General features: G+C 66.0%; 18 protein-coding genes. 7 read left to right on the top strand and 11 right to left on the bottom strand.

The genetic code is table 11. The features are described from left to right. Positions 1 to 200: 200 nt before the first annotated feature. A complete protein-coding gene (locus BM282_RS00700; protein ID WP_089875815.1) occupies positions 201 to 818 on the bottom strand; it encodes a transcription antitermination protein in 618 nt (205 codons plus the stop codon). Between the two features lie 77 nt (positions 819 to 895). Here BM282_RS00700 and BM282_RS00695 point away from each other — a divergent pair, with 77 nt between their 5' ends. Continuing rightward, on the top strand, positions 896 to 2,434 hold the full coding sequence (locus BM282_RS00695; protein ID WP_245758258.1) for a stage II sporulation protein M: 1,539 nt from the start codon (positions 896 to 898) through the stop codon (positions 2,432 to 2,434). 82 nt (positions 2,435 to 2,516) lie between these two features. Here the strand turns inward: BM282_RS00695 and BM282_RS00690 are convergent, their stop codons facing one another. Together BM282_RS00690 and BM282_RS00685 are read right to left on the bottom strand one after the other, a co-directional pair. Further along, a complete protein-coding gene (locus tag BM282_RS00690; RefSeq protein WP_089875813.1) occupies positions 2,517 to 2,939 on the bottom strand; it encodes a CoA-binding protein in 423 nt (140 codons plus the stop codon). Positions 2,940 to 3,046: 107 nt separating this feature from the next. Next, positions 3,047 to 3,907: a sulfurtransferase gene (locus BM282_RS00685; protein WP_089875812.1), complete on the bottom strand. Its 861-nt coding sequence runs from the start codon at positions 3,905 to 3,907 to the stop codon at positions 3,047 to 3,049. A 241-nt stretch (positions 3,908 to 4,148) separates the two neighbouring features. On the opposite strand from BM282_RS00685, the gene BM282_RS00680 reads away from it, so the two are divergent. After that, positions 4,149 to 4,982, top strand: coding sequence for a sulfurtransferase (locus BM282_RS00680; RefSeq protein ID WP_089875810.1), 834 nt, complete (start codon positions 4,149 to 4,151; stop codon positions 4,980 to 4,982). A gap of 30 nt (positions 4,983 to 5,012) precedes the next feature. Here the strand turns inward: BM282_RS00680 and BM282_RS00675 are convergent, their stop codons facing one another. Then, complete coding sequence (locus BM282_RS00675; protein ID WP_089875808.1) at positions 5,013 to 6,014, bottom strand: AI-2E family transporter; 1,002 nt, start codon at positions 6,012 to 6,014, stop codon at positions 5,013 to 5,015. Between the two features lie 109 nt (positions 6,015 to 6,123). Here BM282_RS00675 and BM282_RS00670 point away from each other — a divergent pair, with 109 nt between their 5' ends. After that, a complete protein-coding gene (locus BM282_RS00670; RefSeq protein ID WP_089875806.1) occupies positions 6,124 to 7,269 on the top strand; it encodes a thiamine ABC transporter substrate-binding protein in 1,146 nt (381 codons plus the stop codon). A gap of 7 nt (positions 7,270 to 7,276) precedes the next feature. Then, complete coding sequence (locus tag BM282_RS00665) at positions 7,277 to 8,989, top strand: ABC transporter permease (protein ID WP_089875804.1); 1,713 nt, start codon at positions 7,277 to 7,279, stop codon at positions 8,987 to 8,989. Between the two features lie 129 nt (positions 8,990 to 9,118). Here BM282_RS00665 and BM282_RS00660 read toward each other — a convergent pair whose 3' ends face one another. Further along, entirely contained in the window at positions 9,119 to 9,799 is a 681-nt protein-coding gene (locus BM282_RS00660; RefSeq protein ID WP_089875802.1) for a class I SAM-dependent methyltransferase, read from the bottom strand. Positions 9,800 to 9,888: 89 nt separating this feature from the next. Between BM282_RS00660 and BM282_RS00655 the strand changes: the two genes are divergently transcribed. Together BM282_RS00655 and BM282_RS00650 are read left to right on the top strand one after the other, a co-directional pair. After that, on the top strand, positions 9,889 to 10,338 hold the full coding sequence (locus BM282_RS00655) for a DUF2391 family protein (RefSeq protein WP_089875801.1): 450 nt from the start codon (positions 9,889 to 9,891) through the stop codon (positions 10,336 to 10,338). 107 nt (positions 10,339 to 10,445) lie between these two features. Further along, positions 10,446 to 11,024 (top strand): DUF7090 family protein, encoded by a 579-nt coding sequence (locus tag BM282_RS00650; RefSeq protein WP_089875799.1) that lies wholly within the window; start codon positions 10,446 to 10,448, stop codon positions 11,022 to 11,024. Positions 11,025 to 11,046: 22 nt separating this feature from the next. On the opposite strand, the gene BM282_RS00645 is transcribed toward BM282_RS00650, so the two are convergent. The 6 genes from BM282_RS00645 to BM282_RS00625 all read right to left on the bottom strand — a co-directional run bounded on the left by BM282_RS00645 (position 11,047) and on the right by BM282_RS00625 (position 16,191). Next, the gene (locus tag BM282_RS00645; protein WP_089875797.1) at positions 11,047 to 11,901 is read right to left on the bottom strand and encodes a DUF7089 family protein; all 855 of its coding nucleotides are present in this window, start codon (positions 11,899 to 11,901) and stop codon (positions 11,047 to 11,049) included. A 94-nt stretch (positions 11,902 to 11,995) separates the two neighbouring features. Then, positions 11,996 to 12,085, bottom strand: coding sequence for an adenosine deaminase (locus BM282_RS19000; RefSeq protein ID WP_139229664.1), 90 nt, complete (start codon positions 12,083 to 12,085; stop codon positions 11,996 to 11,998). Between the two features lie 174 nt (positions 12,086 to 12,259). After that, positions 12,260 to 13,729 carry an MATE family efflux transporter gene (locus BM282_RS00640; RefSeq protein WP_089875795.1) on the bottom strand — a complete coding sequence of 490 codons (1,470 nt, stop codon included), beginning with the start codon at positions 13,727 to 13,729 and terminating at the stop codon, positions 12,260 to 12,262. A 207-nt stretch (positions 13,730 to 13,936) separates the two neighbouring features. After that, a complete protein-coding gene (locus BM282_RS00635; protein WP_089875793.1) occupies positions 13,937 to 15,061 on the bottom strand; it encodes an OapC/ArvC family zinc-ribbon domain-containing protein in 1,125 nt (374 codons plus the stop codon). Positions 15,062 to 15,163: 102 nt separating this feature from the next. After that, on the bottom strand, positions 15,164 to 15,484 hold the full coding sequence (locus BM282_RS00630) for a DUF2073 domain-containing protein (protein WP_245758300.1): 321 nt from the start codon (positions 15,482 to 15,484) through the stop codon (positions 15,164 to 15,166). A 65-nt stretch (positions 15,485 to 15,549) separates the two neighbouring features. After that, on the bottom strand, positions 15,550 to 16,191 hold the full coding sequence (locus BM282_RS00625; RefSeq protein ID WP_089875789.1) for an Era-like GTP-binding protein: 642 nt from the start codon (positions 16,189 to 16,191) through the stop codon (positions 15,550 to 15,552). Positions 16,192 to 17,380: 1,189 nt separating this feature from the next. Between BM282_RS00625 and BM282_RS00620 the strand changes: the two genes are divergently transcribed. Then, positions 17,381 to 19,123 (top strand): Cdc6/Cdc18 family protein, encoded by a 1,743-nt coding sequence (locus BM282_RS00620; protein WP_089875787.1) that lies wholly within the window; start codon positions 17,381 to 17,383, stop codon positions 19,121 to 19,123. The last annotated feature ends 30 nt before the right edge of the window (positions 19,124 to 19,153 follow it).

Here is a 19,153-nt window from a genome sequence, read left to right as displayed (position 1 = left end):
CGGATGCGGTGGCGGTAGCGGATGCGGTGACCGCACCGGTGCCGTACCGCGAGGCGAGCGAACGCGAGCCTCGCGGGATGTTTTTGGTGGAGCTTTTTGCGATGTTCACGAGACGCATAACGTCTCGTGAGCCAGCGAGAACGCGAGGCGTTCTCGCGAGAGTGGTCGCGCTCCGCGCGACCCGAATCTGCAAAAAGCTCCTAGCAGACGTTCTTCGGTTTCACGCCCATACTTTCGAGCGTCTCGACGTAGTCGTCGTAGGCGGCCTCGACGACGCCGTCGGCGGCCTCGCGGGCGGCGTCCCAGTCGTCGTCGGAGTCGCATACGCCGTCGAGCAGGGCTATCACGCGGTCGCGTTCGTCCTCGACCGCCGAGCGAATCGAGCGGAACTCGTCTGCGGCCTTCGGGTCGGCGTCGCCGACGAAGAAGCCGACCATCTGTTCGACGTACTTCGCGGAGACGAGGTAGCGACCGAGGAGGCCGCCGACGCGACCGACCGTGTCGTCCTCGAACGCGAGACGGTCGTACATCTCGGGGGCGTCGCTCCGTTCGTAGCCGTCGGGTTCGACCGACTCGGCGCGTTCGCGCGCCGCCTCCGCGAGGTCCGCGAGGAGGGGGGCGGCGTCGCCGTGTTCGACCATGGCCCAGTCTTCGAGGACGTCGGCGAGTTCGTGGTCGTCGTCGGCCGCGGCGGTTCGGACCGCGTCGGCCTCCATCTCGCCGCCGGTGAGTGCGTACAGTGCCTTCGAGGAACCGAGGCGCGAGAACGCCGTCTCGTGGTCGTCGCGAACGCCGTCTGCGAGGTCGCTTCCGTTCATGCCTCGCCGTACGGCGTCTCTCCGTTTGTAGCCATCGACACCAGGGGTTCTTTGACGTCGCTCCGAGAGGTCGACGTGTGAACGTCTCGACAGCTCTCCGCGCCGGGGTGAGACTGCTCTCGGAGTACTCGGCGTTGGTCCTTCCCGTCGCCCTCCTCGCCGCCGGCCTCGTCGGTGTCTCCCGCGTCCCGCTAGTCGTCGCCGGACTGGCGGCGTTCGCTTTCGTGTCGGCCGACGGCCGACTCGGGACCCTTCTGAGAGAACTGCAAGCCGTCGACCCGTCGGTACTCGACGGCGACTTCGGCGAACCGGGGGTCGGCGGTTCCGGACCGGTCGACCCCGGAAGCGTCGGCCCGGAATCGCTCCCACCCGGTCTCACGGACGCCGTCACGGCGCTCCTGACGCCCGAGGTTCTCTTTCTCGTCGGCGGCGGCGGCCTCGCGTCGCTCGTCCTCGGATTCGTCCTCTCTCCCCTCGCGACGGCGGCCCGACTGCACACCGTCGTCGGCCTCCTCCGCGACGAGGACGGCGTCCGCGCGGCGATACTGGGTGCCCCGCGCGACTGGCGCTCGCTCCTCGGCGTCAGAGTGTTGTTCGTCGGCGCGTTGCTCGTCGCCCTCGCGCCGACGCTCGCCGGCGCGGCACTCGTCCCCGTCTCGAACGTGCTGGGTATCGTCGGCTTCCTCCTCGGCGGACTCGTCTCGTTCGTGTTGGCGACGGCCGTCCTCCTCCTGTTCGCCTTCGCCGGGCCGGCCGTCGTCGTCGACGACGCGAGTGCGTTCGACGCCGTCGAGCGGAGCGCCCGTTTCCCGTTTCGGCGGACCGAAGCGTTCCTCGGCTACGTCGCCGTCGTCTTCGGCGTGCTGGTCGCCGCGGGCGCGGTGAACGCCCTCGTCGCCGTCGGCGGCGCGGCACGAGTGGGGTCGCTCGTCGGGATACTCCTCGTCACTCCCGTGCTGGACGGGTTCGCGACGGCGCTGTACGCCGAGCGTGACCTCCCCCCGAGAGCGACGCCCGCACTCGCCGACCGTCTCCGCGAGGCGTTCCTCGGCGGACTCCGTGCGCTCGGCGCGTTCGTCCGCGGTCACCCCATCGCCAACGCCGCGTCGGCCGCCCTCTTCGCCGCCGGACTCGTGGGCGGGTGGGCCGCCACCGCGCCCGTCGGGACGCGGCTTCCGATTCGAGGCGAGATAGGCGCCGTGTTCGGGTCGTTCCCGGTGGCGACGTTCGCCAACCTCGCGGCGAACAACTGGCTCGTCGCCGCCGACTTGGCCTACGGCGGCGTCGCCGCGGGGGTACCGACGGTGGTGAACCTCCTCCTCAACGGCGTCGTCGTCGGCGCGCTCGGCGGCGTGTTCGACCCGGTGACGTTCGCGGCGCTCGTCGTCCCGCACGGGATTCTGGAAGTTCCGGCCATCGTGTTCGGCGGTGGACTGGGGTTGTGGCTCGGGAGCGTCGGCCTCCGCGCGGTTCGGGGTCGGACGAGTGCCACCGGCGTCGCCGCGGCGATTCGACAGGCGTATCGCGTGCTCCTGGGGCTCGTTCCCCTGTTCGTCGTCGCCGCGTTCGTCGAGGCGTTTCTGACGCCGCTCGTTGCGTCGCTCATCGTCGGGTGAACTCGGAACGCGGCGCGTGGGGGTCGACCGCTGGTCGGGTTCGTCGGCGCGTCGTCCCGACGCGGAGCGCACACGCGATGTCTCAGTCCATCGGATGGCGAATCAACTGTCCGTGTTCGACCTTCATACAGCGGTCCTCGACGACGTCGAGGCCGGCGGCTTCGGCTTTTCGGGTCGCCGCGTCGTTCCGAATCCCGGGCTGCATCCATATCGCCTTCACGTCGTCACGAGCGAGTGCCTGCGCGACGATTGCCGGAACCTCCTCGCTCGGCCGGAAAATCTCGACGACGTCGATGGTTTCTGTGACGTCGGCCAGTGAGTCGGAGGCCCGGGTGCCGAATATCTCGTCGGCCGTCGGGTTGACCGGTCGGAGTTCGTAGCCGTGACGCTGGAGGTACGCCGGCACGATGTGCGCTGCTTTCTCGTGCGACGTCGACGCCCCGACGACGGCGACGCGGTCGTATCCGAGAATCCGACGGAGTCCGTCGGCGTCTTCGATCGGCATACGTCCGGTAGCAGGAGACGCAAAATCAGTGTGTCGTCGAGACTCGACCGCTCGCTTCGGCCGTCGAAACGAGAGTCGGGCGCGGCCGTCGCGAACCGCTCGGAGGTTCAGTTACCCTTCTCGATAGGTGCGCCAACGAGGTTGCCCCACTCGGTCCACGAGCCGTCGTAGTTGACGACTTCGTCGTAGCCGAGCAGTTCGTGGAGCGCGAACCACGCGATGGAGGAACGCTCGCCGATGCGGCAGTACGCGACGGTGGTCTCGTCGCCGTCGATGTCCTCTGCGCCGTACAGTTCGCGCAGTTCCTCGGCGGACTTGAACGTCCCGTCGTCGTTGACCGTCGCGGCCCACGAGATGTTCGACGCGCCGGGGATGTGACCGCCGCGCTGGGCCGTCTCCTGCAGTCCCGGCGGGGCGAGAATCTCGCCGGAGAACTCCTCGGGCGAGCGAACGTCCACGAGAGGAAGCCCCTCGTCGACGGCGTGTTGGACGTCGTCGCGGTACGCGCGGATGGACTCGAACGGCCCCTTCGCGGTGTAGTCGACGGCGTCGAACTCCGGCGCCTCCTCGGTCAGCGGGTAGTCGTTGTCCAGCCAGTAGTCGCGCCCGCCGTTCAGGAGGTGGACGTCCTCGTGGCCGTAGTACTTGAACTGCCAGTAGGTGTACGCCGCGAACCAGTTGGAGTTGTCACCGTAGAGGACGACTTTCGAGTCCTCGGAGATGCCGTGGCTTCCGAGCAACTCCTCGAAGTCCTCCTTCGTGAGGATGTCGCGCGTCGTCTGGTCCTGGAGTTGCGTCTCCCAGTTGAAGCCGATGGCTCCGGGTGCGTGGCCCTCGTCGTAGGCTTCGGTGTCCACGTCCACTTCCACGAGTCGATACGCCGGGTCGTCGGACTGGAACTCGTCGAGGTGGTCTTCCACCCACTCCGCCGAGACGAGAACGTCCTTCGCGTAGCCGTCGGTTGACATTGCGGATACAGGTACGACGTCCGTAGGCTTAATCCTCACAGACACGGCGCGTACTGCCCGTCATCGTGTGAGGAGGACAGTATTACCGGTTTATGTGACCGTGACAGGTCACAGCCCTCGTGCACGTCGAACGCGACGGTCTGTCGGATTTTTACCGGCAATATCACCCTCGTTCTCTGACGTGCGGCGAACGACTCCACGACCGTTCGGGTTGAAGGGACGGGCACGGTAACGCAGTCACATGTACGAAGACATCGTCGTGTCGCCCGCGTGGGTCGAGGAACGACGCGACGAACTCCGCCTCGTCGACGTTCGCGACGCGTGGGAGTTCGACGGCATCGGTCACGTCCCCGGCGCGGTCAACGTTCCGTTCGACGAGTTCCGGGCGTCTGGAGACGACGAGAGCGACGGCGAGAGCGCGGACGGCCGCGAGAACGACGGCGACGACGGCGTGGGGATGCTTCCCGGCGAAGACGTGTGGGAGTCGCTCCTCTCGGCGGCCGGCGTCGGCTCCGACGACCATCTCGTCGCCTACGACGACACCCACGGCGTCTTCGCCGCGCGTTTTCTCGTCACCGCGGAGTTGTACGGCCACCCCGCGGACCGCCTCCACCTCTTGGACGGGGACTACAGTTCGTGGAACCGCGACCACGAGACGACGACGGAGGCGACAGAGGTGTCGGAGACGGCCTACGAGGTTCGCGAACCCGAGCGAACACCGCTCGTCGACTACGAGTTCGTCCTCGACAGTCTGGACGACGAAGAGAGCGTCGTCGTCGACACCCGCGAGGCGTGGGAGTTCGAGGAGGGTCACCTCCCCGGCGCGGTGAACCTCGACTGGCGCGAACTCGTCGACGACGACACGCGCGGCCTGAAGTCCCCAGACGAGTTGGAAGCGGCGCTCGAATCCGTCGGGGTCACGCCCGAGAAGCGCGTCGTCCTCTACTGTAACACCGCGCGTCGAATCAGCCACACGTACGTCGTCTTGCGATTTCTCGGCTACGAAGACGTCGCGTTCTACGAGGGAAGCCTCACCGAGTGGGAGAAGCGCGGCGGGCCGATAGAGATGGCCTGAACGGGTGTTCGGAGACGACGGCCGACGACGTCAGTCCTCGTCGACGCGGATGCCGTGCAGTTCCGTCGAGAGCAACGACGCCGTCTCGACGAACAGGCCGACGACGAGGGGACCGGCGACGATGCCGACGGGACCCAGCGTGAGCACGCCGCCGAAGAAGCCGACGAAGTAGAGGCTCCCGGGGATGTCCGCGGTTCGTTGCGCGAGACGCGGCCGGATGAGCACGTCGGGAAGCCACGCGACGACGGCCCCGCCGACGACGAAGACGAGGACGGCCTGCACCGTCTGCCCGATAGCGAGGTGGTACACCGCGAGTCCGGCGAGGAGGAAACTCGGCCCGAGGATGGGGACGAACTGGAGGACGGCGGCGACGGTAGACAGCGTCACGACGGCGTCGTAGCCGAGGAAGAAGAACACCGGAAGCGCGAGCAGGAACGTCCCCAGCGCCGTCGCGGCCTGAAGCACGTAGATGGCGAACAGCGTCTCGCTGACGCGACGGTTCAGCGCCCGTGCGGCGCTCCGGTACGTCTGCGGGACGACGGCGAGTGCGGCGCGTTGCGCCTCCTCGCCGTGGTAGAGAAGCGAGTAGACGAGGAAGACGAAGAGCGTCACCTTCACCAAGAGCACGGGAGTCGCCGCCGCCGCCGCCGTCGCGCCGGCCCGAAGGTAGCCGAGGGCGACGGCGGTCAACTCCGCCAGCGTGAACGTGTACGCCATCCCGAACAGGTCGATGGTGAGTTCCGGCGGTAAGAGACCGACGAGAGCCACGAGCGCGTCGAACCGGAGGTAGACGACGACTGCGAGCGGGAGGAACACGAGAAAGACACCGAGGAAGGCCCCCGTCGTCGCGAGTCCGCTGGCGACCCGGCGCGACCGGCCTCGCGCGACGACCAGTTGTCGCGCGGGCCAGAGGACGTACGCGACGGTGATGGCGAAAAAGACCGTCGAGAGGACCGACCGAAGGAAGACGGCGGCGGCGGTGCCGGAGAGTACGAACAACGCGCCGAACACGTACCGACGGGGGAGCGTCACGGCTTCATCTCCCCGTGCAGGAACAAAATCGTTCCTCCCCACGGTAGAGTCTTCGCCCCGTGAACGTGGATGAGACGGGTTAAGTATCACCAGGTACGACTACCGAGTAATGAGACGACGAAGTTTCCTGACGACGGCCGGTGCGGGCGGCGTCGCCGCCCTCACGGGCTGTCTCGGCGGCGGGTCGGACGGAGAGACGAGGACCGACGGGGCAGGGGGAACGACGGCCGAGAGAACGGATACGGCCGGAGCGACGACGGGAACGGCCGGGTCGGAGACGCCCGAGTTGGTCGTCGCGACGTACGGCGCGTTCGTGGACGCGCCGAGTACGAGTCCGGGGCCGTGGCTGAAAGACCGATTCGAGTCGGAGTTCGACGCGACGATTCGCTACGAGACGCCCGACAGCGAGGTGAACTACTACATCGAACGCGCCTCCCGCGGCGTCGACATCCCGGCGGACGTGTACGTCGGCCTCGACGTGAACATGCTCATCCGCATCGACGAGAACCTCGATTCGGGCCTGTTCGCACCCGTCGACGGCCTCTCCCGCCGCGACGACGTCAAGGAGTCCTTGGAGTTCGACCCGCGGGGACGGGCCGTCCCCTACGATACCGGATACATCTGTCTCGTCTTCGATGAGACGTTCGACGGCGGCGGGTTCACCGCCCCGAAGACGTTCGACGGCCTCTTGGAAGACCAGTTCGCGGGCGACCTGTTGGTGCAGAATCCCGTCTCCAGTGCGACCGGGAAGGCGTTCTTACTGCACACGATAAAAGCGAAGGGAGAAGACGGCTACCTCGACTACTGGACGGACCTCCGCGAGAACGACGTGCGCGTCGTCGAGGACTGGTCTACGTCCTACGCGGCCTACTCGAACGGCGAGGCACCGATGGTCGTCTCCTACTCCACCGACCAGGTGTACGCCAACGAGTCCGGCGAGGACCTGGCGAAACACCAACTGCGGTTCCTGAACGACCAGGGCTACGCCAACCCCGAGGGGATGGCGATGTTCGAGGGGACCGACAGGCCGGAGGTGGCCCGGCAGTTCATGGACTTCGTACTCCGGCCGGAGGTACAGGCCGAGATAGCCGTCCGCAACGTCCAGTATCCGGCGACGACGACGGCCGAGTTGCCGGAGTCGTTCGCGAAGTACGCCCAGGCGCCGCCCGAAGCAGTCACGTTCACGTACGACGCGCTACAAGCGAACCTCAGTGAGTGGACCAGCGCGTGGGAACGACAGTTCGTCGGCAACTGACCGGCGGATGCGCGCCCAGCGAGTCGTCCGGTGGGGCGAACGACGGCTCCTCGCCGCCGTCGCCGCCCTCACCGCACTGGTCCTCGTCGTCCTCTTTTATTTCCCCGTCGCGACGGTGTTCGTCGACGCCGTCACCGACGCGGACGGGTGGACGTTCGCCCCCCTCCTCGACGTGCTCACGTCGCCGTTCTACCTCGGTATCTTTCGGTTCACGGCGTATCAGGCGCTGTTGTCCACCGTCGCCTCCGTCGCACTCGGCCTCCCCGGCGCGTGGATTCTCTCGCGCTTCGAGTTTCGCGGCCGACGGACGCTTCGCTCTCTCACCATCCTCCCGTTCGTCATGCCCTCCATCATGGTCGCCATCGGGTTCGTCGCCACGTTCGGCCGGAACGGGACGCTGAACCGCGCCCTGACCGCGCTCGGACTCCCGGAGGTGACGCTTCTGTACTCGCTGCCCGTCGTCATCGTCGCCCACGCGTTCTACAACGCACCCCTCGTGACGAGAGTGACGACGGCGGCGTGGGAGAGCGTCGACGCCTCCGCCGTCGAGACGGCCCGAACGCTCGGTGCCTCCCGGCGTCGCGCGTTCGTCGACGTCGTCCTCCCGCAACTGCTCCCCGCCGTCGCCGTCGGCGCGACGCTCACCTTCGTTTTCACGTTCGCGTCGTTCCCCATCGTTCTCGCCCTCGGCGGTTTCCAACTCGCCACCGTCGAGGTGTTCATCTACTCGCGCGTGCAGAACCTCGCGTTCTCCGAGGCGGCGTCGCTGGCGGTGGTCGAGACGGCCCTGTCCTTGGGACTGACGTACGCGTACCTCCGCTACGAGGGAAGTCGCGCGTCGAGCGGACGGGGTGCGCGTCCCCAACGTCGCCGCTCGCTCGTCCCCTCGTCGTGGTCGGCGACCGAAGCTGGCGCGCGGGCGGCCGTCGCGGGGTACGCCGCCGTCGTCCTCCTCGTGTTCGTCGCCCCCATCGCCTCGATGCTGCTGGCGAGCGTCACCGGTCCGCGAGGCGAACTGACCCTCCAGCACTACCTCTTTCTCCTCGAACGCCAGCAGTCGGGGACGACGTACCAGGTCAGACCGCTCTCTGCGGTCCGGAACTCGCTGCTGTTCGGCCTCGGAACGCTCGCACTCGCCCTCCCGATGGGCGTCGTGATGAGCGTGCTGACGACGAGGGAGTTCCGCGGTCGGAAGGTCATCGACGCGCTGTCGATGGCTCCGCTGGCGGTGTCGGGAATCGTCGTCGGACTGGGACTGCTTCGCGGCCTCGTGTTCGGCGTCGAGGTGTTCGGCACGCGGATTCGCGTGACGGGCGCGGCGGCCATCGTCGCCGCCCACGCCGTCGGTGCGTACCCGTTCGTGACGCGGAACGTCGCGCCGCTACTCGGTGGTCTCGACCCGAGACTCGTCGAGTCGGCGCGGACGCTGGGCGCGAGTCGCGTCCGCGCTCTCTTCGATATCGAGTTACCGCTCGTCGCCGCCGGCGTCGTCGCGGGCGCGGCGTTCGCCTTCGCCATCAGTATCGGCGAGTTCGACTCGACGGTCATCCTCGCGGAGGGGTCGGCCAGTTACACGATGCCCGTCGCCGTCGAGCGCTATCTGGGGAGGCGACTCGGCCCGGCGACGGCGATGGGCTGTGTCCTCCTCGTCGTGACGAGCCTCAGCTTCGTCGTCATCGAACGGTTCGGCGGTCGGACCGGCGGCCGCGGCGGGTTCTGAGTCGTCGGGAGCGACGACGTTTCGGAATCTCCACTCGAAACGAAGGGGTTCGGTCGCGTGCGTCGGTGGCGGTGGAGAGACGGGGCAGAACGATCTGGCGATGGAGAGGCGGAGCAGAACGAGCAGTGTTCAGTGCGAGACGCCGACGGTGAGAAGCGTCCCGAACGTCCGATACCGTTCGACCATCTCCTCGCGCGTCTCGAACCCTTCGTGGGGGAACTCCGACGCGGGCGGAATCTCCGTCTCCGCGTCGGCGACGTTGTCCTGTTCGGCGACGAAGAGTCCAGCGTCGCGGAACGCGTCTCTGTACTCCTCGGCGGACCACCGCGTCATCTCGACGGAGATGTTGTCCTGCCAGGAGTGCGAGTGGACGTTCTCCTCGTAGTAGTTCACGGCGCAGAAGAACGTGCCGCCGGGGCGGAGGATTCGCGCCACCTCTTCGAGGGTGTGGTGCGGGTCCGCGGCGTAGTAGAACGCCTCCATCGTGAACACGTGGTCCACGCTGTCGTCCGCGAACGGGAGTTCGTCGAAGTCGCCGACGAGGTAACCCACGTCCAGGTCGTCGGTGTACGATTGGGCGTTCCGCGCCATCTCCGGCGACCCGTCGAGGCCGTACACCCGCCCGGCCCCGGCCGTCTCGCGGAGGGCGCGCCCGGCGTACCCACTGCCGCATCCCAAATCGAGGACGACGTCGCCCGCCTCGACGGGCATCCGCGCGAGGACGTGCTTCGCGGTGTGCCAGTGGCGGTCTTCCATCCCCTTGTCGCGGCCGTCGGCGGCCCACGCGTCGAACTCGTCTCTGACGCTCATACGCACGGGTTGTCGGGCACGGGTAAAAGTTCGTTCTGACTCGCTCGGCGAACGCGTGCCTTTAGTGTCGGTCGGTGCGAGAGGAGAGCATGGTTCGGGTCGGACGGAGTCGCCGGTTCAAGCTCACGGACACCGCACAGCAAGTGGTCGGTGGCTTCCTCCTCGCGGGTCCGTTCGTCGTCACCGACGAGGTGTGGGCGCTGGCCGTCGGGATGGAGTGGTATCAGGCCGTCGTGACCGTCGGTATCGTCTTCGCCATCGGCTACGGCACCCTGTACAAGGCCGACGACGACCGCGACCCCGACAGAGAGGTCGACGTGGCCGGGATACCGCTCCGGTTCGTCTCGCTCATCATCGTCGCCTACCTCTCGGTGGTGATGCTCGCGCTCGCGTTCGACGCCCCGGCGACGCTCATCCCGAACCACGTCGACCCCGCGGAGATCACGTTCGAGTTCCAAGTCGTGACGACGCTCAAAGCGACGAGCATCGGCGCGGTGTTCAGCGTCATCGGCGCGGCGACGGCCGACAGCGTGTTCTGAACGACTGTGGTAGGTCTCCCCAACGTCGGCGGGTCCTCCCCGCTTCGCCTACCGGTCTCTCTGACGTTCACCCGCATTCTTAAGGTCACAGAGTTGGTGGATTCGGTATGGATTACACCCTCGCCATCGAGAACACGCCGGACACGATTCCCGGCGGCACGGGCATTCTCCTCTTGCATCCGAGTATCGGCGAGACCGACCGTATCGACACGGACTTCCTGAAGACCGACACCGACCACTTCCTCGTCATCTCGACGCGCACGACGGCGCGCGAAGTCGAGCAGAAACTGGAGCACTACGACGTCGACGAGTCCCGCGCGGTCATCCTCGACACCCTCTCCGTGGAGCGAGGCTACTCGCGCCGCGGGTCCGACAACGTCCACTACGTCTCCGCCCCCGACGACTTGGACGGCATCGTCGAACAGACGCGGAACTTCCTCGACTCGCACGACGGGAAACTCCGCGTCAGCGTCGACTCCGTGACCGAGATGGCGTACTACGCCGACGTCGACCGCGCCTACGAGGCGACGGAGAAACTCCTCGACCTGTTGGACGAACACGACGCCGTCGGTCTGTTCCATCTCTCGAACGAGGTCCACGAGGACGAGACGATTCAGCGGTTCCGCGACCTGTTCGAAGGCGTCGTCGAACTCGACGTCGACGGCAGCGTCACCAGCGAGTTCTGAACTCGGTTCGCGAGTTCGGTCGCTACTCGCCCGCGTTGGTGTCGGCCGCGTCGTTCTCAGTCGCGTCGGTGTCGGCCGCATCGCTGTCGTCCTCGCCCTCGTTCAGTCGCTCGAACGTCTTCTTCGCCCAGCGGACGCCGTAACTCGGGCCGTACTCCACGTACGCCTGCGTGTCGAGCGCCGCGAACGGGGCGGGCAGGTCCAGTCCGTGTTTCACGGCCGAACAGGCGTACTCGGTGGCCTCCGGGAACGACGTCTGTCCGCGGGCGACGGCGCGCGGGAGCGTGTCGAGTCGCCCGGTCAGTCGGTCGCCGGCGTCCACCCACGCGTCGTACAGTCGGGGGTGCTCCGTCTCCCACGTCTCGAACACGGGCCTCGTCTGGAGCCCTAACCACGCCTCGTACAACGCCGCCGCTATCTGGTAGACGTCGTTCGCCGGAAGCGGCACCGCCTCGTCGAGTTCGCGGTACCGTTCGCCGAAGAACGGGAGGCAGTGCTCGGGCGCGCCGGTGCCGAGTTGGACGAACGCCTCGGCGAACAGGAAGTCCAGAAAGTCCGTCGGCGTCCCCTCGGCGCGTTTCTTGGCGATCACGCTCGGGGGAACGGTCTGTCGGGTCCAGACGACGGTGCCGTCGCCGGGCATCCCGATGGTGAAGTCGCCGCCGGCGTAGCGGACGAGGAGTGCGGGTGCGTCGTCCGGAAGCCACTCCGAGGGGTACGACTTCGGGTCGAGCGAGTCGGCGAGCAGTCCTAAATCCTCGGCCGCCGCGGGCGGAATCGTCTCGAAGTCCGCGCCCGCAGAGAAGACGAGCGCGTCGGGTGCGTGCTCGTCGCGGACGGCGGCGACGTCCTCGGCGAGGTCACGTGATTCGAACATACGGCCCGTTTGGTCCGCGAACTCTTCAGCGGTGCGCTATCGGCGCGGCGTCGTGACGCTCGTCGGCGAGGCGAGACCACCGCGCGAGACGCCGTTACCCGAACGCGAGGACGGCGAGGAGTGCGATGGCGAGAAAGGCGGAGACACCGACGGTACCGATGACGATTTTCGTCGCTTGGCTCATAGTGACACGCTGACAGCGCTGGCGCTTAAAGCCTTCAGTATCGGTCGGTTCCGACCGAGTCCGCAGTCGGTCCTCGAAGAGACCACTCGAAGTCGAGTACGTTCGGAGTTCGAGTGGAAGCGAAGGGGTTCGGCGGTCGACGGTCGACTCGTTTTTCGCTCTCAGTTCTCCCTCTCAGTCCGCCGTCGAACCGACCCCGGACTCCCGGGCGACTCGAATCCACTCGCCGCTGTAGTACCGCGCGCCGTTGACGACGGCACGAGCGTACATATCGGCGAGGATGGCCGCGTAGACGGCCGGGAGTGCGAGTCCGAATCCGGGTGCGACGGTGACGCCGAACAGCGTGAGTCCGAACCCGACGGGCAGTGCCGCGGCGGCGATAGGGAGCCGAACCGCGTACGTCCCGACGAGGCCGCCGTAGAACGGCCACCGCGTGTCACCCGCACCGCGGAGTGCGCCGCGCATCGTGCGCGAGACGCTGAACCCGGCCACGCCGAGACCGAAGACGCGGACGAACGTCGCCGTCAGTTCCACGTTGCTCGCGCGGAACGCCTCGGCGACGGGCGCGGCGGCGACGAAGATGACCGCGGCGACGAGCAACTGCGTCACCAGCGCGATTCGGAGCGTCTGCCACCCGTACTCGGTCGCCTCAGCGTCGTCACCGCTCCCGATGGCCTGCCCGACGAGCGTCGACGCCGCGGTGGAGTACCCCCACGCGGGCATGAGAGCCAGAAGCATCACCCGACGGCCGATGGCGTACGCGGCGACGACGTCCGTTCCGAGAACGCCGAGGACGAACAGGAACGGGAACCGGCCGAACGTCCGCGAGAGTCGCGTGCCGGCGAGTGGCAGACCGACGCGAACGATTTCTCTGACGACGCTCCAGTCCCACTGCTTCCCCCCGAGGCGGAGACGGACGTCGCGCCGACCGGAGACGAGGATGGCGAAGAAGATGACCGCTGCGAGCGTGTTCGCGGCGACCGTTCCCCACGCCGCCCCCTCCACGCCGAGTCGCGGCGCGCCGAGGAGGCCGAAGATGAGCACGGCGTTGAGTGCGACGTTGGTCGGGAGAGTGAGCAGTCGGACGTACATCGGCGTTTTCGTGTCGCCGACGCCCGCGAGGGCGCGAGCGGCAATCATGCTCCAGAAGCGAAACGCCACCGAGAGCATCACGACGCGGAGGTAGTCGCCGCCGAGTCGGATGGCCGTCTCGTCGTTCGTCAACAGTCCGACCAACGGGTCGGCGTACGCCCATCCGGCGGCGGTGATAGGCACCGAGAGGAGTATCGAGAGCCACAACGACTGTTTCACCGCGAAGTCCGCGGCGTCGTAGTCGTCCGCGCCGACGAACCGCGAGACGACGCTGATGGTGCCGCTGGTGAGTGCGAGGGCGAGACCGAACGGGATGAAGTAGTACTGAAAACCGAGTTCGAGTCCGGCGACGGCCGCCTCGCCGAGCGCGAAACTCACCATCAGAAAGTCAGAGATGCGCAGGAGCGTCCGCATTCCGCCCGTGACCATCACGGGAACCGCGAGGTCGAACGCCCGTGACCCCTTCTCTCGGTCGACGAGGCCGAGTCGGGCCAAGAGCGCCGGGAAGTACGTCAGCAGCGCCGAGAGACGACGCTGCAGCGAAGCGCGCATATCCGAACGAGGGACGAGTCGTGTGTAGCCGTTGACCAACCGGCCGATAGCACCGGTACTCGCGAGGGGAGTTCGACCGGAAACGAAGGGGTTCGGCGGCGTCGAAGCGGAGAGGACGCGAGAATGGATGCGGGAAGAGAAGAGAGGAGTGGGACCCCGAAGCGCCCGAGGCGCGACCGGAGACGGTTCAGCGGTCGTCTTTGTGGTTCAGCGGTCGTCGTCGTGGCTTCCCCACGTGTCGGGGACTTCGATGACGTAGCGGCCGTCCTCGCGAAGCGAGATAATGTACTCGGGGCGGTCGTACAGTTCCATCAGGTTGAGTTCGTACTCGCCGGGTGCGACGATTTTGATGCTCTCGAACTGGTCGTTCAGTTCCTCGCGCAGGTCGTCGAGGTCCGGGCGCTCGTCGCTCTGTGGTTCGATGACCGTCCCCTCGGCGTCCGGGGGTCGTTCGCTCGCCGCTCGAATCTCGTCCGGGGAGACGACCTCAGAGCGCGCACTCGCCTGTGCGTCGTCTTCCGTGTCGTCGCCGAACACCGACGGGTCGGCGGGGTCCGCAGACGAAGCCTCCGGGGACGGTGACGGTGACGCGGCGGAGTCAGACGGCGGCGTCGATGCCGGTGGCGTCGATTCCGATGGGGACGTCGACGGTCCAGTTTCGGACGGAGACGAATCCGACGGCGTCGATTCCGGTGGAGACGAGTTCGACGGGGGCGAGTTCGGCGACGTCGACGCCGAGGAAGACGACTCCGTCGTCCCCGGCGGCGACTGCTCGTCCGGTCGCTCCGAGCGCCGTCGCTGGGCATCCCCAGTCCGTCGACGGTTCTCCCGGAGCGTCGTCTCGTCGTTGGCGTCTTCGACTTCGCTCGCGAAGCCGCGGGAGTTCGCCCACTCGCGGAGCGTCTGCCCGCGACGGGCGGCGGAGTCGACGTCGTTCGTCTGGTCGTCCGAGCGAGGCTGTCCGTCGTGACTGCGTGTGTCGGGTCGTCCGCCGTCGTCGGCTTCCGCCGCGCGCGACGCGGCGCGTCGCCACGTCGTCGAACCCGCGGCGTCGTCGTCGGTCGAAGACGCGGATTCCGTCCGTGCGGTGTCGTTTCCGGTCGACGCGGACTCGCGTCCGGTCGCCTCTCGACTGTGGTCGGCGGCGCGCCCCGACGGAGTGGTGTCGGACGACGACGCCTGTCGGCGGTTCGTCGTCTGGGCGGCGCCGTCGCTCCCGGACCCCGAAGGGTCGAACTGGAACTTGTTGCCGCCGCAGTTGGGGCACCCCGACAGCATCTCTTTGGAGCCGTCGGCGAACACCCTCCCGCAGTTCGTGCATTGGTGGGGCATGTGTGTCCGTTCTCGTCGTCTGTCGTCGCGGCCGCCGAGCGTCCCGGTCGGGACGCACCGTCGGCGTCGGTGGGTTGGTGGCGTTCTTCGCCGTTCTGCGCGCTACTTCCGCGAGACGAGCGCGCTGATGAGGTTCTCGTCTTTGTGGAGCGTCTGAATCTGGTTTGCCGGGCCGATGACCGTGAGCTTCTTCGTCGTCTCTTTGCCCATCAGTCGGCCGAGGAACCCCTGCCCGCCCTTCGACTGCGGGTAGGTCTCTATCTCGATGCCGTTGAACTCGTCGGGGCTTATCTCGGTCATCGTCACCTCGATGAGCTTCGACTCTTCGTCCGGCGAGAGTCCCTCCTCTAAGATGACGATGTTACCGTCGCGGACGCCGTCGAGGATGAGCCGAATTTTCTCCATGCTCGCGAGGCCCTCCATTCGGGCACCGCTGATGAGGTCGATCTGTACCCCGTCGTCGCCGGGTGTGACTTCAGGCACTGTGCTCACCCAAAGTACTCCGCGATCTTGTCGTACACTTCGTCCATGTTGTTCCCTTCGAGCGCAGAGAGTGGCACCGTCTCGTGCTGCGGGAAGGCGTTGGCGATACGCTGGACGTTCGAGTCCTCCAAGTCGGTCTTGTTCGCGAAGATGAGCACGGGCAGGTCCTGACTCTCGATGATACCGATGAGCATCGTGTTGACCTGCGTGAACGGGTCTTCGGTGCTGTCGAGCACGTAGATGACACCCTCGACGTCCTCGCGAAGCCAGTGCATCGCTTCGGCGACGCCCTCGGTGGCCTCCCGAGACCGACGGACGGCGTCGTCCTTCTGCATATCGTGGTCGAGGAACTCTTTGTAGTCGACTTTCGTCGTCACACCCGGCGTGTCGACGATGTCGATGGTGACTTTCTTGCCGTTGCGTTCTATCTCCACGTTCTCCTTTCTGCGCGCGCGGCGCGTCTCGTGGGGAATGTGGCTCTCGGGGCCGATGGCGTCACCGGTCCAATCACGGGCGATACGGTTTGCGAGGGTCGTCTTTCCGGCGTTCGGTGGACCGTAGATGCCGATTCGTCTCGGCTCCGAGTCCGTAAACAGGCGGTCGGCGACCCGTGAGATGCTGTCTCTAAGTTCTGTAAGCAGTCCCATCCTATCCTCCCGCACCTCCCGATTTGGTCGTGGAGGGGCGTATGAGGGTACCACATTTCTGAGGTCACTTAAGCACTACGTCAGACGCCGGTCAGATTTACCGCTGCTTTACTCGACAGACACCAGATTAACGCTCGCGTAGTCTCGCCCTCGGCGGAATCGAGCAGACGGCGACCAAGAGAGGAGAACCGACACCCGCCGTGACTGCTTCTCTCGCACGCGCAGACGGATGCGAGTTAAGACGACCCATACGGTGGTGCATCCGCGACGGCGACTGAGGGGGTTCTCTGTTCTGGAAACTGTGGACGTGAAACACAGGGCACTCTCAAATCACCCTGGTTTCGTGTCGAACAGACGATGAGTGGTCGAGGACGAACCGGCGGTTTCGAAACGCCTTCTGTGTGTTCGCGGACCAGGCACCTCCCGTCTATCCGGTTCGAAGCGAAGCGATGGGTCGAAGGCGACAACACCCCCACCCCTTCGTTTCGGGTGGAACCGGGCGAACGGGTCCCCCCGTCTGCTCGGATGACCGGTAGAACGGTCTTATCCTAGATAGGTGAAGCAGTGTAATTATACTCTTTTCTCTACTACGGGTTTGGTTGAACAGGTTAAGTAATAAAACCACCTGTTCGAAGAAGTCCCCGCGAGACCCCCACCCCCTTCGATTGGCGTTCCACCCGAAACGAAGGGGTGGGGGAGGTGACCCCCTCCACCGTTTCGTGTCCATACACTCTCGAATCGACTCACTCGTCCGAAGACGGCGGCTACGAACTCTCTCTGGTGAGCGTCCAGACCCGAAACGCTCCCCCTCTCTTCCGATTTTTCGGCACCACCCCCTGCTTCCGGTCGAAAACCCTCGCGGTCGACCGCCTATTCTGTCGCCTATTGAACGTCTAAATCCGATTCGAACACGACAGCAGAGGCTGTTCTCACTCTCGCACGTCGGGAGCACCCGTATCGATTACTCACCGACCACTGTGGGCCGGCAGCGGCACATTCGAGGAATGCTCGACACCGACCGTGCGACCGATAGACAAGTTTTTTGTAGCACCTGTTCGTCTGGTTCGTCTGCATCATCTGGACGCTCCCGTCTCGGTTTCGTGGTGTTACGTTGCACTCAAACACGACGTCACGCCCGTTGTGGGCCGTTTACGGAGCGGTTTCCAGTCGAAACGAGGGGGTCACACACATGGACGACGACACACCGACATCAGACCGGGACGAGGAGTCGCGGCCACCCGAAGACTCGGCGACCGACTCACCGCAGTCCACGGAGGCGAGCCGCGAAACGGACCGGCCGGAGACAGACACCGCCGACGCGTCCGACTCGTCCGACCCGTCCAGTTCGTCCGACACCTCTGACGCGTCCGACGCTTCCGACGCGTCCGACGCGTCAGAGAGGGCCGAGAGCGGCGAAGCGGTCACCGCCGAGGACATCGATATCCGCGAGAGCATCGGCCCGAGCGACGCCGAAGACGGCGGCGTCGAAGACGACGCGTCGACGGACGTGAGTTTGGACGAAGTCGTCCTCGAAGACGACGACGGCGACAGTCGCGGACTGTTCGACGACCTACTCTCCGGCGAACCCATCTTCGAGAACAAGGAGGTCCTGCGCCCCTCGTACACGCCTCACGAACTGCCTCACCGGACCGAGCAGATAAACCAGATGGCGACGATTCTCGTCTCCGCACTCCGCGGGGAGACGCCCTCGAACATCCTCATCTACGGGAAGACGGGGACAGGAAAGACCGCGAGTGCGAAGTTCGTCAGTCAGGAACTGGAGTCGACGTCCCAGAAGTACGACGTCCCCTGCGAGGTCGAGTACATCAACTGCGAGGTGACGGACACCCAGTACCGCGTCCTCGCGCAACTCGCGAACAAGTTCATCGAGAAGAACTTCGATATCATCGAGAACCGACTCGACCGACTCGAAGACCTCCGAACGCGCGTCGGAGAGTCCCCGGCCCCGTTAGAAGACACCTCCTTCGACAGCGTCGAGGCCGTCGAGGAACGAATCGAGCAGTTGGAGACGGACAGAGAGGAGATGGAGACGGTACCGATGACGGGGTGGCCGACCGACCGCGTCTATTCGACCTTCTTCGACGCCGTCGACTACAACGAACGCGTCGTCGTCATCATGCTCGACGAGATAGACAAACTCGTCGAGAAATCCGGCGACGACACGCTGTACAACCTCTCACGGATGAACTCGGAGCTGAGCAACTCGCGCATCTCCATCATGGGTATCTCGAACGACCTGAAGTTCACCGACTTTCTCGACCCGCGCGTGAAGTCGAGTCTCGGTGAGGAGGAGATCGTGTTCCCGCCGTACGACGCGAACCAGTTGCGCGACATCCTCCAACACCGCGCGGACGTCGCGTTCAAAGGCGGCGCACTCACCGACGACGTGATTCCGCTCTGCGCCGCCTTCGCCGCGCAGGAGCACGGAGACGCCCGGCGCGCACTCGACCTCCTCAGGACGGCGGGCGAACTCGCCGAACGCGGGCAGGCCGACACCGTCGAGGAAGCGCACGTCCGGCAGGCGCAGGACAAGATAGAGTTAGACCGGGTCGTCGAAGTCGTCCGCACCCTCCCGACGCAGTCGAAAATCGTCCTCTTCGCCATCATCCTCTTGGAGAAGAACGGCGTCCGCAACATCAACACCGGCGAGGTGTTCAACATCTACAAACGCCTCTGCGAGGAGATCGACGCCGACATCCTCACTCAACGGCGCGTGACGGACCTCATCTCCGAACTCGACATGCTCGGTATCGTCAACGCCGTCGTCGTCTCGAAGGGCCGGTACGGCCGCACGAAAGAAATCTCGCTCTCGGTCCCTATCGACGAGACGGAAGCCGTTCTCCTGTCGGACTCGCGTCTCGGCGACATCGAGAACGCGCAACCGTTCGTCCAAGCGCGGTTCGACAACTGAACGGTTCGACAACTGCACGGTTCGGCGAGT

The organism is Halogeometricum limi (assembly GCF_900115785.1).
Taxonomy (GTDB): domain Archaea; phylum Halobacteriota; class Halobacteria; order Halobacteriales; family Haloferacaceae; genus Halogeometricum; species Halogeometricum limi.
The sequence above is the reverse complement of the archived record's forward strand: the minus strand, read 5'-3'. Positions and strand labels throughout refer to the sequence as shown.